This is a genomic window from Halomonas sp. BLK-85 (genome assembly GCF_044792155.1).
In the GTDB taxonomy this organism is placed as follows: domain Bacteria; phylum Pseudomonadota; class Gammaproteobacteria; order Pseudomonadales; family Halomonadaceae; genus Vreelandella.
This window is the reverse complement of sequence record NZ_CP087731.1, coordinates 962,586-975,839: the sequence shown is the minus strand read 5'-3', so window position 1 is coordinate 975,839 and position 13,254 is coordinate 962,586. Positions and strand designations below refer to the sequence as shown.

Here is a 13,254-nt window from a genome sequence, read left to right as displayed (position 1 = left end):
AGCGTGGTTGGGTGGCTCCCAATCAGCGACGAACAACGCAGGGCTGTACCAAAAGGGCCCTGTCCCTTCGGGTTGCGCGCCAAAGAACGCCATGCGGCGTTGCGCCACTCGGTAAGGGCACCACCATTGCCGTCGTGTCGCGCCTTGCCTGACGCTCTTTGGCGCAGCAAAGCGGTTCGCGATGAAACGTCAACAGGCCCTAGTCTCCCGTTTTGACCGGGCAATGCTTGTTGAGCGCTTCATCTGTCAGCATCTGGCCCAGCTGGATCAACTCCTTGGCGCGGTGGAACTCATAGGCACTGCACACGGTTTTGGGCACTTCAATCAGGATATCCGGTGGGTAGCCCGCCACTTTGTACTTGGCCAGCGCTGCCTGGGTAATATCAAAAGACTCCATCACCATATCCAGCTTGCCCCAGTCACGCTTGCCGCGCTCTTCAGCGTCGGCGTCATCCTCACCGCCGAAGTTACCCAGCCCTTTCCAGAGCCGCTGGGTCGTTTCGCGCACGTCGTCAACCCAGCTGCTGCTGTCTTCGTCTTCAGCGTTATTTTCTGTGCCATCTGATGAAACAGCACCCGCTTTGGCAACATCGGCTGTTGCCGGCAACAAGGACTCCAGCGTCACCGGTTGTGGCGTGTGAGCGGTAACATTCACCGCTAACACCAAATCCGCCTCATGGGCGGCAATCACCGGCATGATCGGCAAGGGGTTGAGCAGGCCGCCATCCACCAGCACCTGATCCCCCAGATGCACCGGAGTAATCACGCCTGGCACTGCAATGGAAGCGCGAATGGCCTGCAGCAGCGCGCCATCCTGAAACCAGACTTCGCGCTGACGCACCAGGTCAGTGGCGACAGTGGTCAGCGGTATCGCAAGATCCTCGATCAGCGTGTCGCCGATCAGGCTTTCGAGTTTCTGCATGACCTTGTTGGCGCGCATGGCGCCCATCGGGCTCCAGGTGACATCCACCAGTTTAAGGACATCGAGGTAGTCAAGCTGGCACACCCAATCGCGATATTCCTCCAGCTTACCCGCAGCATAGACGCCCCCCACCAGGGCACCCATGGAGCAACCGGCAATCGCGATCACCTCATAGCCGCGGGCTTCCAGGGCATCGATCACGCCAATGTGCGCATAGCCACGCGCTCCACCACTGCCCAATATCAGGGCGACCTTGTTACCCGCCTGAGGCAGTTTCTCCCGTTGCGCTGCCGGTGAGTCCTGCTGGGTGGATAGTTCATGAGATTGCATGATTAAGCGCTTCCTTTCGAAGATTCTGATGTTGGACAATGACGGCAGCAACCTGGTCAACCGTGTGTTTTTCCAGGTGCAGATGATGGCCGCCTACCAGCACATGACGGCTGAGGTCGGCAACAGCACGACGACAGCGCTCTGCCCAGGGCTTGTTACCCAGAATACCCTTATCGCCTTCAATCAGGAGTACCGGGCAGCGTATTGCATTTAAAAGCGCCAATACCTGGTCAGGCGTAAACCGCACCAATGAAGGCTTCATCAGGCGCCTGTCAGTACGCAGGTAGCAGCCACCGTCGCTACCGATATAGCTATTACGCGCTACTAATGGCCTTGCCGTGTCGGCATCAATAGGCGTAACGCCACCGGCGACCCTGGCCGCAACAGCACTTTCCAGCCCTGAATAACGTGGCGGATCTGATGCAGGCCGCCGATGGGCCAGCAATCCCTTGCCCAACTGGTCAGCCGTTGCTTCAGAGGGTGTACTCAAGGCCCCTAACCCATCGAGTAACATCAACTGCTTAACCCGCTCAGGCAAGGCTGAAGCCAGCAGGCAACTGACCGCGGCCCCCATGGAATGCGCCAGCAAGCTTACCTGTTCAAGGCCAAGAGCTTGCATGACATCCAGCACATCATGGCAATAGTCCCACAGCGCAATGTCCTGAGATCCAGATGACGATTGCGCCAGGCTGGCTGAATAGCCGTGCCCGCGAAAATCCAGCGCAACAATACGTACCCCCAGAGTGTTGACAAGTCGCGGTGCCAGACGGCTGAAACTGGCAGCGTTATCCAGCCAGCCATGCAGCGCCAGCCAGGTCGGCGCTGAAGAGCTGCCCCAGCTCAGCGCTGCCAAACGCCCTCCACTCAGGGTTAGCGCTTGCGGTGAATCGGCTGATAACCTTGTTTCCAAAGACCGGGTATCTCCCATTTGCATACTCATTTGCAGGTGACGTTGAGATAGCGAATCGCTACCATTATTGGCTCCGCCAGACATAATCAGCAAACTCGACTTTGGCTCATTTTTAAACTGCAAGAGGCTTTTATGAACCAGCGCCGTGATAACCGCACCCGTAACTGGATCTTTCTTGTCACTGTCATCAGTGCCGTCGTGGTTGGTATCTGGCTTGCCCGTTAACGCGACGGCACACCATTACCCACGTCAATCCGGCGTTTAGCGGTGCGCCCGGTTACCGCAAGATAGACAAGGCAAGCAACACCGTTGTCTGGCACACTGTAAAGGTTAAATCACCTTGCCGTTTTTCACTATCGGCATACGATCAAGGAGAAGGTTGTAATGAGCGAACGCAGCGCAAGCACCCAGCCCTGGGCAACGCCCATGCCGGAAAAGCAGTTCAAGCTGATGCACGACATTCTCGCTGCCCCCAGCCCCGTGGGGCTTGAAGGTGCGATGACCTATGGCGTACTGAAACCCTATTTCGACAGCTTTGCACCGAAAAGCTGGCAACTGCACCAGTTTCGCGGAAACGCGGGGGTCGTGCTTGACACCCATCCAGGCCAGGATGACATGTTCAAGCTGATGATCATCGGTCACGCCGACAAGATTCGCATGCAAGTGCGCTCGATTGGTGAAGACGGCAAGATCTGGATCAATACCGATTCCTTCCTGCCCACCGTGTTGATTGGCCATGAGGTCAAGCTGTTCAGTGAAGACCCGGAAGCGCCGGGCAGCTACCGCAGCATTGAAGGCGGTACGGTAGAAGCCCTCGGCGCCATCCACTTCTCTGACCCGGCGGTGCGCACCGGTGAAAAAGGCATCAGGAAAGAGCAGATCTACCTTGACCTGCAGATTCACGGCGAGAACAAAAAGCAGCAGGTGCTTAACCTTGGCGTCCGTCCGGGCGACTCCATCATTTTTGATCGTCCCATCCGGCGCGGCTTCAGCCCCGACACCTTCTACGGTGCCTACCTGGATAACGGTCTGGGTTGCTTTGTCACGGCTGAGGTGGCACGTCTGATTGCCGAAGCCGGCGGCACCCAGCAGGTGCGCGTCATGTTTGCAATCGCCAGCTACGAGGAAATCGGCCGCTTTGGTAGCCGCGTGTTTGCGGGTGAGCTAAAGCCGGATGCACTGATTGGCGTTGATGTTAACCATGACTATGTTGCCGCACCGGGCATTGGCGACAAGCGCATGCAGCCGCTGGAGATGGGCAAAGGCTTCACCATGGCCGTGGGCTCCATTGCCAGCGAGCAACTCAACCGGGTGATTGCCAAGGCCGCCAGTGATCATGACATCCCCATGCAGCGCGATATGGTCGGTGTGGATACGGGTACCGACGGCATGGCCGGTGTACTCGCTTCCGTCGACAGCGCCGCCACGTCCATCGGCTTTCCGATTCGCAACATGCACACCATTTCAGAAACGGGTAACACTCAGGACGTGCTGGCTGCCATTCATGCCCTGACCCACACCATCAAATCGCTGGATGATATCAAGGACCTCAAGCGCGAGTTTCTGGATAACCACCCGCGCCTGGATAAGGCCAGCCCGCTTGCTCACCAGGGCAGCGCCAAGCCCGACGAGGACGACAAGGAAGAACCCCAAATAAGCGCTAAAAAAGAGACGCCGGCGCCCAAAGACAGCAAGGGCAAAAAGACCAAGAAAGGCAAATAACCCGCGCTGAAAATACCCGCAACAAAAAAGCCCGTCCTGTTTGAACAGGGCGGGCTTTGATGTGTGATTCTCGCTAAGGGCACGCGGGAACAACATAATTAAGGCAACTGACTATTCACCCTTCACTGTTCACGCTTAACCCCCTCACTGCTTTTCAAACCATGCCAGCAGAGCATCCGCCGTGGGTGCTGAAGACGGCGGGTTCTGGCCGGTAATCAGCTGGCCATCCACGCGCACATAGGGAGTGAAATCATCCGCCTTGGAGTAGACACCACCGCAGGCTTGTAGTGCCTCTTCCACCAGGTGCGGCACTACCTGGGTAAGACCCACCGCTTCCTCTTCACCGTTGGTAAAGCCTGTCACCTCACGGCCCTTGACCAAAGGCTGACCGTCACGGGTCTTGGCATTGACCAGCACAATCGGCGCGTGGCAAACGCTGGCCACGGGCTTGCCCTGAGCAATAAACTCTTCGATCAGGCTGATCGAGTCAGCATCCTGCGCCAGATCCCACAGCGGGCCATGGCCACCGGGGTAGAAGACCCCATCAAAGTCATCAGCCTTCATCTCGCTTAAGCGATGGGTAGACGCCAGCGCCGCCTGGGCCTCAGCATCCTTCTCGAAACGCCGAGTAGCGTCTGTATGACTCTCTTCAGCGTCACTGGCCGGGTCCAACGGTGGCTGACCACCTTTCGGTGATGCCAGGGTCAGGGTCGCGCCCGCATCCTTGAGCACGTAATAAGGGGCGGCCAGCTCTTCCAGCCAGAAGCCGGTTTTGTTACCGGTGTCACCCAGTTGATCGTGTGAGGTCAGGACGACCAGAATCTGCTTGCTCATACATGCTCCTGCAGGTTGACTGCTTGAAAACAGTTATTCAGCTTTATTAAATAATTGCTTACCTTTTTAATGGAGGTGAGCAGGACGAATACAAGGGCATGGCTGCCAATCGGTGGTTTTTTGCGTTGTATACTGATGCGCGACACCCACAAGATACCAACAAGAAGGAGCTTTCCATGGGATCATCAGAAACACGCCAACTGCCGCTTGAAGGGCTCAAGGTTCTCGAACTTGGCCAACTGATAGCCGGGCCTTTTGCCACCAAGATGCTGGGCGAGTTTGGCGCTGATGTGATCAAGATCGAGCCACCCGGCAGCGGCGACCCACTGCGTAAATGGCGGCTGATAGAAGACGGCACCTCACTTTGGTGGCACGTTCAAACCCGCAACAAGCGCTCTGTCGCGCTGGACCTGCGTAGCGAAGAAGGCCAGGCACTGGTCCGTCAGTTGGCCTGTGAAGCCGATGTAGTGGTGGAGAACTTTCGCCCCGGCACCCTGGATCACTGGGGGCTAGGATGGCCAGACCTTTCAGCGCTTAATCCACGGCTGATCATGGTGCATATTTCAGGCTACGGCCAGACAGGCCCTTACCGCGATAAACCGGGCTTTGGCGTAATAGGCGAAGCCATGGGCGGGTTGCGCTACCTGACCGGCCAGCCTGACGAGCCTTCTGTGCGTGTCGGGGTCAGCATTGGCGATTCGCTCTCGGCACTGTATGCGGTGATTGGTACCCTGCTGGCCCTGCAGGAACGCCAGCGCAGCGGTCTCGGCCAGGAAATTGACGTCGCCCTGTACGAATCCGTGTTTGCCATGATGGAAAGTCTGTTACCGGAATATGACGCCAGCGGAGAGATTCGCCAACCCAGCGGCAGCGCTCTTCCCGGCATTACGCCGTCTAATGCCTACCCTTGCCTGGGTGGCGACTATGTGTTGATTGCCGGTAACGGCGACAGCATCTTCAAACGCCTGATGGGCGTGATTGGCCGTGACGACCTGGCCAATGATCCAGCGCTGGCTCACAACGATGGCCGCAGCCAGCAGGCAGACAGGATCGATGCCGCCATTCAGGCATGGAGTGAACAGCATCCCCGCGAAGAGATCCTCGAAGCGCTGGATAACGCCCGGGTGCCGGTCGGTTACCCTTATACGGCAGCGGATATTGCCAGCGACCCACACTATCTGGCCCGCGAGATGATTCAATCGTTTACCCGCCCCAACGGCAAGCCGCTCAAGGTACCCGGCGTGCTGCCCAGACTCAGCGCCACGCCGGGACGACTGGGTAACGGCGGGCCAGCCCTTGGCCAGCATACCGAGGAAGTACTTGACGAGCTGGGGATTGATCAACAGACCCGCAACAAGCTTCGCCAGGCCGGCATTATTCAGGAGGTGCCGTAAGGCTGACAGATGGCAGATAGGGCGACGGATCGACAATAGGCGTGCGGCCCAGCAGCTGATCGACCAGCAAGCGGGTGGAAGCTGGCGCCAGCACCAGGCCATTGCGGTAATGCCCTGCATTGACGTGCAGGTTATCCACACCCGGCAAACGGCCGATAAAGGGCACACCGTCCGGCGAGCCGGGGCGTAATCCGGCCCAGTGGTGTTCCACCTCACACTCGGCCAACGCTGGAATAATCCGCGTGGCGCTGTGCCAGAGGGATTCCCGCGCTTCACCGCTGAGGGTCTTGTCGAAGCCGGCTTCTTCCAGGGTTGAGCCTGCTAATATCCGCCCATCGGCACGCGGAATCACATAGCGCCCGTCCATCAGTACCACGCGGTTGACCAGGGTCGGCGAGGCCTTGAAGACAATCATCTGACCTTTGACGGGACGCACCGGCAGATGCACATCAAGGCTTGCCAGCAGTGTTGCCGTCCAGGCGCCTCCACACACGATAATCTGATCGGCCTCGATTCGCCCAGCCGATGTCTCAACGCCCAACACCCGATCACCCTGACGGGCAAAGCCCGTCACGCTGACACCTTCGCGCAGACTGACCTGCGGCATGGCCATCAGCCGGGCCTTGAGCGCACGCACCAGGCGCGGGTTACGAATACTCCCCAGCGTTGGCATCCACAGCGCCGAATCACAGCCTGGCGCGGCATTCGGTTCTTTGGCGTAGAGAAAGTCCCCCGCCACACGCTCCAGCGGCTTGCCCACCTGGCGCGCCCAGTCCAGGGCGTTTTGCTCATCATCCACGCGCAGGTAGACAAGCCCTTTCTGGCGATATTCCGGGTCAATGCCGGTTTCTTCCAGCAGACGCAGGGCAAGCTCTGGGTAGAACCCTTCCGACCAGCGTGACAGATTGGACACCGCCTTACTGTAGCGCCAGGGGTAAAGCGGCGACACAATGCCACCGCCTGCCCAGGACGATTCGCGCCCGGTCTCACCGCGCTCCAACAGGGTGACATCATAACCACTATCGGCCAGTTGCAGTGCCGTCATCATGCCAATGACACCACCGCCCACAATCAAAAAGTCACTCATACCATCCCTTAAATTGATAAGCTTGAGACAAAACACGGACGACACAATTATGCCAACGAGGCCAAGGGCTGAACGTCAATAGCTGCACTGCTTTCAATACACTGCCAGAGGATGCGTTAGATGACCCCCAAGGTAACCGAACGAGCAAGCGCTGCACTCAAGAACCTGTTTATAGGCGATGCACTCGCCATGCCCGTCCACTGGTTCTACAACGTTCACGACATTGACCGCGCCTTTCCAGACGGCATCACCACCTTTGAGGCGCCACCTGCGTTTCATCCGTCGTCAATCATGTCGATGCACTCCACAAGCAGCGGCGGCCGCAAGCGCTCCGGCAGCCCGCAGCCCGAGATTGTCGGCGACGTCATCCTCAAGGGCAAACAGGGCTACTGGAATCGCCCGAATGTTCACTATCATCAGGGCATGCAGCCCGGTGACAACACCCTGAATGCCCACTGTGCGTTAACCCTCATGCACAGCATGGCAGAACCCGGCCAGCATTATGACAGCGATGCCTTTCTCGAGGCTTACATCCAGCTGATGACAGCAGAAACGCCCGCCCATCCGGATACCTACGCGGAATCCTACCATCGCGGTTTTTTTGCCAACCTGGAAAAAGGCTTGCCGCCCAAGCAGTGTGGCGCCGTCACCCACGACACCCCGTCGATTGGTGGGCTGGTCACCATAGCGCCGCTGGCCATGGGTGAACGCCTGAAAGGCACTTCCCTGACGGATACCCGCAAACGTTGCCGTCAGCATCTCGCCCTGACCCACCCGGATACCTTCCTGGCGGACGTGTGTGATGCCTATGTGGAGCTGATCGACAACCTGCTGTTCAGAGATACGGACGACCACATAGAGGAAGCGCTGCTTAACGCCACCCGCCGCCTGGCAAAGCGTGAACTGACTACTCTGATAAAAAGCCAGCATAGCGAGCGGGAAGTGATTGGTGGGGTGCTATCAACGGCCTGCTACATCACGGATGCCTGGCCAGCGGTGCTCTACCTGGCATGCAAACACCACGATAACCCGATGAAGGCCTTGCAGATCAATGCTGAAGTGGGCGGTGACAGCGTTCATAGAGGGGCTGTACTAGGCGTCTTGCTGGGGTTGATCAACGCGGAAGCGGCTGATGAAACCCTGTATGCCCGGTTAACCGAACAGGCGTCGATTAACCGGGCGATTGAGTCTCTGGTGGGCTAGCCGCCCATCAGAGGCTTCAGGCGCGACGCTCCCAGAGAGTCACTTCCGAGAGGCTATGCTGATATTTATGCATGGTCTCTCTGATGACGAAAGGCACCTTCTCAGGCTCGCTGATCATCCGGAAGTGCGGTTCTAGCAGTTCCTTCAGGCCTTCCAGGGTGGTGACATTCTCCCCGTCGCGCTTGAAGCCGCCAATCCACTCTTCCTTGGGCGTGTACTCTTCCAGCCAGGTATAGGGCGAGGCAATCATCAGAATACCGCCGGCATTAATGCGCTCATGGATGCTCTGCAGAAACTGTGACGGCTTGTACAGGCGATCAATCAGGTTGGCGGCCAGCACCAGATCATAGTGGTTGAACTGCGGCTTGAGGTTGCAGGCATCCCCCTGATGGAAGCTGACGCGCTCGGCTGAATCTTCCAGCCCCAGACTCGCCAGGGTGCGCTCCTGATAGCTGACCAGGTCGCCTTCTTCAACGCGGGTATAGCGCAGCACTTTCTGCTCTGCCATTTCCACTCCCTGGCGGATAAAGTTAGCCGAGAAATCCACTCCATCCACGTGTTCAAACTCACGGGCCAATTCGAAGCTGGAGCGCCCGCTCGCGCAGCCCAGATCCAGGGCGCGCGCTTTCTGGCGGTCGGCCATACTGGCCAACACCTTGTTGGCTAGCGCCTGTGGGAAGTTGGCAACCCCGAACCACGCATCGCCATAATGGAACTCAGCGTATTCGGCCATGCGGGCATCGCTTTCATAGTAGGCGCTGGGCATCTTGACTTCAGCATCCGACACCACATAGCGGAAACCGGCGTGCTGGAAGAAATGGCGGCGGAACGCATAGCGGGCGCTCAGGCGCGTTTCGTTGCCACAGGAAATCCAGGAACCGCCCTTGATCAGGTTATGCTGGTTATCAAAGGTCGGCGTAGTGAAATCATCGTACAGCGGATGAACATCAAACCCCGGGAACGGATAGGTCGGCGTCTCGATCCACTGCCAGACGTTGCCCACCACATCAAACCACTGACCGTGCTGGAAACGGGTGACCGGGCAGGAAGAGGCGCCGTGATCCAGGTGCAGGTTGGCATTGGCTGGGGTATTGCTGTCCAGCTCGGACACACCGGCCTCCTCTGCCAAGCGGTGCCACTCATCTTCGGTCGGCATGCGCACCGGCTGGCCGAGCTGGGCGCTCTTCCAGTTACAGAATGCCTTGGCTTCGTGGAAGTTGACCTCCACCGGCCAATCCCAGGGCATTTCCACTTCTTCGGTCATCAGGCGCAGATGCCACTCGTTTTTCCACACCCAGAAGGTCGGGTGCCTGGCCTCGGCAAAGTTGCGCCACCCCAGGCCCTCTTCTGACCAGAATTCATCGCTCAGGTAACCGCCGGCTTCGACAAATTCGAGAAATTCACTGTTGCTGACCAGGAACTGGCTGGCCTTGAATTCGTCGACTTCACCCTTGTGATGGCCGTACTCGTTATCCCAGCCGTAAAAGGCATCATCGAAATCCTTGCCCAGGGTGACCTCGCCTCCGGGCACGGTAATCAGACTGTTTTCCGGCGGCTCACCACTGACGCGCAGCGGCTCCCATGCTTCCTGGGGAGTGACCAGGTGGAGCAGCTGCTGGCGAATCAGTACTGACGACGTCTCCAGGTGAATCCGTTCGTGCTCGATGCCCATCACAATCGGCCAGAAGGGGCTGTCCCAGCCAATTGGGAGGGTCAGCGGCAACTCACGGATCAGCTGCAGTACCGCAGCGCGGACCTTGCCACGGTAGGCCATGACCTCTTCCACCGTCGGCCACTCGTAATGATCTTCGTTGAGGTCATCCCAGCTCATTTCATCCACGCCAACGGCAAAGGTGGATTCCATCCTGGGGTCAATACGCGACGGCAGCAGCTTGGCCAGCACCAGTTTGTTGACGTAAAAGGTGGCGGGATGGCCCAGATAGAAAATCAGCGGGTGTCTGAGGGGGATTGACTTGCGAAGGTAGGACTCTTCACTGACCAGGGTGGTAAACAGCGATTCATAGCGGTCGAAGGTTGCCGTAAAGCAGGCTTCGATCTCTTTTCGCGTCGCCTCCGGGTCTTGGCCGGCGAGCATGACGGTGCGAGGAAATAGCTCAGCCGCTGGTGACTTTTGCATCTCAGCGGTGGGTGTTGTCGAAGTCATTTTGGGGACACCTTTGTTTGCCGTTGATTACTTTTACAAAACTTACCATTAGTTGTACAAGAAAGCTGTATAACTGGCAAATATTTTACTTAGGGAAGCGCAAGCGGCGCTTTATCCAGAGCCAGGCCATCTATGACGTGAAAGCGCCATAACGCCAATTTTCATGCTGCTCCATAGCACCGGCCAGTTGCAGCATCAGCTTGTCATCACCCAGACGCCCCAATACCTGCACCCCAACAGGCAAACCATTTTCCGCCATGTGGAACGGCACTGACATGGCGGGCTGCCCGGTGAGGTTAGCGAGCTGCGTAAAAGGCGTATACTGTAAAGCATCAGTTGCCAGGCGTTTTAATAAACCTGCCTTCAATGCCAGGGCAGGCACGCCCGGAATGGCCAGTAACGACATCAAGCGCTCCCGCGCCGGCGAAGGGTAAAGTTCCCCGATTCTGGGAGCCGTACCCGCTGCGACCGGCATGATCAAGGCATCATAGCGTTGATGGAACTGGCTCATCTGCTCAGCCGCCACATGCCAATAGCGCTTGGCTGTTTCGTAATCCCGTGCCAGCAGCCTTGCACCCAAACGGCCTATCGCACGAGTGGAAGGCTCAATGTCCAGACGCGACACCGCCACGCCGGTCTGCTGGCTGACCCACTGCAGATCGGCTGCCAGATGCCCCAGATAAAGCGTCAGGTAGCTGTCCGCCAGGGCATCGCCGTCCACCGACGGAGAACACCACTCAACCGCATGGCCCATGGACTCCAAGGCCTTGGCGACTTTCTCAACTGCCGTTTTAACGTCCGCGCTGACCCGGGTTCCCAGCCCCTGGCCGAGAAAATCCCCCATCGACACCGCAATACGCAACGGCCTGGGCGCAGCCGTCAACGCCGCCACATAACCGGTTTCACGCGGGATGGGATAAGGGCCGGCGGGGGACATGCCATTAATATGCTCCAAAAGCGCTGCACTATCCCGCACGCTACGCGTCAGTGCGTGCTCAATCACTGCACCCTGCCACACTTCACCGTGATGCGGCGCCAACGGCACCCGTCCGCGTGACGGTTTAAAACCAAACAGCCCACAGTAACTGGCCGGAATACGAATGGAGCCGCCGCCATCCCCCGCCAGAGCAATCGGTACCATGCCACTGGCCACTGCCGTGGCCGACCCGCCACTGGATCCCCCGGGCGAATAGCCTTCCCGCCAGGGGTTTTGCGGGTGGGGATAGGCCTTGGGTTCAGTAATGCCCATCAGACCCAGTTCCGGCGTAGCGGTCTGCCCCATCACCACCAGCCCTGCGGCCCTTGCCCGGCGGATAATCAGCGAGTCTTCACTCGGGCACCAAGCGGACAGCGCCGCACTGCCAAACGTCAGCGGCTCGCCGTCAATCGCCATCAGCAGATCCTTGCTCAAGGTAGGCACACCGGCAAACACCGAGTCTTTTGGGCATTGCTGGTTTTCCTGCTGCGCCTTGGCAAAGCGCGTTCTCACCACCGCATGAAGGCTCGGGTTCAGCGCCTCGATACCGTTGACCGCTGCCGCAAAAACCTCGTTCTGGCTGACCTCACCGCGCTGAATCAGCTCAGCAAGGCCGATGGCGTCAAATTGCCGGTAGTCATTGAAATGCATCACAGGGCTCGCTTTTTTTCAGGAGGAGGTTCACGACGACTCCTTTTGTGGCGTCGTTAAAAAGCCGCATGATCGCTGGTTGGCCAGCGGCAGATCCTCTACACTCGTCGCTTTGTTCATCACGACTGACCAACGCTTTGTTGCCCAAAATGCCGACACGCACACCGCTGGATTGGATCCTGTTGCTGTATCTATCGCTGGCCTGGGGGCTGGCGTTCATGCTGATTGCCCTGGCACTGCCCTCATTTCCGCCGCTGACGCTGGTGGCGGTGAGGCTGAGCCTTGGTGCGCTGACGCTATATATCATCATGCGCGCTGCCGGCTTGCGACTACCTACCGATAAAGGTTGGTGGCAACGCTTCGCCAGCCTGGCCCTGCTTGGCAATGTGCTGCCGTTCTCGCTGATTTCCTGGGGCGAGCTGTATGTCTCCAGCAGCCTGGCCGGCATCCTGATGGCCCTGATGCCAATCAATGTAATGATTCTGGCACATTTCTTTATTGCCAACGAACCCATGTCGGTGCGCAAGGCAATCGGGTTTGTCCTAGGCTTTCTGGGGGTGCTGATACTGGTCGGCGCTGAGGCGCTTGGCAACCTGGGTGGGGATGCCTTCTGGGCACAGATGGCGATAATTGCGGCGACCGTCTGCTATTCGGTCAACAGCATTTACACCAAACGGCTGCCAAAGCTGTCCGTGCTGGTGGCCGGCACCGGCACTCTGGTGGCGGGCAGCCTGATGCTATGGCCAGTGGCACTGGTGGTTGACCGTCCCTGGACGCTGGAAATTCACTGGGTGCCGCTGGGAGCAGTCGTATTACTCGGGGTGTTCTCATCAGGGCTGGCCAACTGGGTCTACTTTACGATCGTTAAGCGCCAGGGCCCGAGCTTTTTGTCCATGATCAACTACATCATACCGGTGATCGCGTTTGCCGCTGGCGTCAGCTTTCTGGGCGAAGCTGCCACCGCCGATCGTTACGTGGCCCTGGTGATGATTCTGCTGGGCATTGCCATCAGCCAACGCCGCTTCGGCTGATGGCGGGTTGGAAAAGGTGTTTCGCCCACT

General features: G+C 58.3%; 10 protein-coding genes. 4 read left to right on the top strand and 6 right to left on the bottom strand.

Annotation, left to right across the window (positions count from 1 at the left end; translation table 11 throughout):
- Positions 1-199: 199 nt before the first annotated feature.
- Together LL947_RS04290 and LL947_RS04285 are read right to left on the bottom strand one after the other, a co-directional pair.
- Complete coding sequence (locus LL947_RS04290; protein ID WP_499834068.1) at positions 200-1,252, bottom strand: patatin-like phospholipase family protein; 1,053 nt, start codon at positions 1,250-1,252, stop codon at positions 200-202.
- Positions 1,239-2,180 (bottom strand): alpha/beta fold hydrolase, encoded by a 942-nt coding sequence (locus LL947_RS04285; protein ID WP_499834067.1) that lies wholly within the window; start codon positions 2,178-2,180, stop codon positions 1,239-1,241. The genes LL947_RS04290 and LL947_RS04285 overlap by 14 nt, the downstream gene beginning before the upstream one ends.
- Before the next feature lie 366 nt (positions 2,181-2,546).
- On the opposite strand from LL947_RS04285, the gene LL947_RS04280 reads away from it, so the two are divergent.
- Positions 2,547-3,884 carry a M20/M25/M40 family metallo-hydrolase gene (locus tag LL947_RS04280; protein WP_290820709.1) on the top strand — a complete coding sequence of 446 codons (1,338 nt, stop codon included), beginning with the start codon at positions 2,547-2,549 and terminating at the stop codon, positions 3,882-3,884.
- A gap of 144 nt (positions 3,885-4,028) precedes the next feature.
- On the opposite strand, the gene LL947_RS04275 is transcribed toward LL947_RS04280, so the two are convergent.
- Positions 4,029-4,718 (bottom strand): type 1 glutamine amidotransferase domain-containing protein, encoded by a 690-nt coding sequence (locus LL947_RS04275; protein ID WP_290820707.1) that lies wholly within the window; start codon positions 4,716-4,718, stop codon positions 4,029-4,031.
- Between the two features lie 176 nt (positions 4,719-4,894).
- On the opposite strand from LL947_RS04275, the gene LL947_RS04270 reads away from it, so the two are divergent.
- Positions 4,895-6,112, top strand: coding sequence for a CaiB/BaiF CoA transferase family protein (locus tag LL947_RS04270; protein WP_499834066.1), 1,218 nt, complete (start codon positions 4,895-4,897; stop codon positions 6,110-6,112).
- Here LL947_RS04270 and thiO read toward each other — a convergent pair.
- A complete protein-coding gene (gene thiO / locus LL947_RS04265; RefSeq protein WP_499834065.1) occupies positions 6,093-7,199 on the bottom strand; it encodes a glycine oxidase ThiO in 1,107 nt (368 codons plus the stop codon). The genes LL947_RS04270 and thiO overlap by 20 nt on opposite strands.
- Before the next feature lie 120 nt (positions 7,200-7,319).
- On the opposite strand from thiO, the gene LL947_RS04260 reads away from it, so the two are divergent.
- Positions 7,320-8,402 carry an ADP-ribosylglycohydrolase family protein gene (locus LL947_RS04260; protein ID WP_499834064.1) on the top strand — a complete coding sequence of 361 codons (1,083 nt, stop codon included), beginning with the start codon at positions 7,320-7,322 and terminating at the stop codon, positions 8,400-8,402.
- 16 nt (positions 8,403-8,418) lie between these two features.
- On the opposite strand, the gene ovoA is transcribed toward LL947_RS04260, so the two are convergent.
- Both ovoA and LL947_RS04250 read right to left on the bottom strand, forming a co-directional pair.
- Positions 8,419-10,566 carry a 5-histidylcysteine sulfoxide synthase gene (gene ovoA, locus LL947_RS04255; RefSeq protein WP_499834063.1) on the bottom strand — a complete coding sequence of 716 codons (2,148 nt, stop codon included), beginning with the start codon at positions 10,564-10,566 and terminating at the stop codon, positions 8,419-8,421.
- A 130-nt stretch (positions 10,567-10,696) separates the two neighbouring features.
- Positions 10,697-12,193 carry an amidase gene (locus LL947_RS04250; RefSeq protein WP_499834062.1) on the bottom strand — a complete coding sequence of 499 codons (1,497 nt, stop codon included), beginning with the start codon at positions 12,191-12,193 and terminating at the stop codon, positions 10,697-10,699.
- Between the two features lie 149 nt (positions 12,194-12,342).
- Here LL947_RS04250 and LL947_RS04245 point away from each other — a divergent pair, with 149 nt between their 5' ends.
- Positions 12,343-13,224 (top strand): DMT family transporter, encoded by an 882-nt coding sequence (locus tag LL947_RS04245; protein ID WP_290820699.1) that lies wholly within the window; start codon positions 12,343-12,345, stop codon positions 13,222-13,224.
- Positions 13,225-13,254 lie beyond the last annotated feature (30 nt).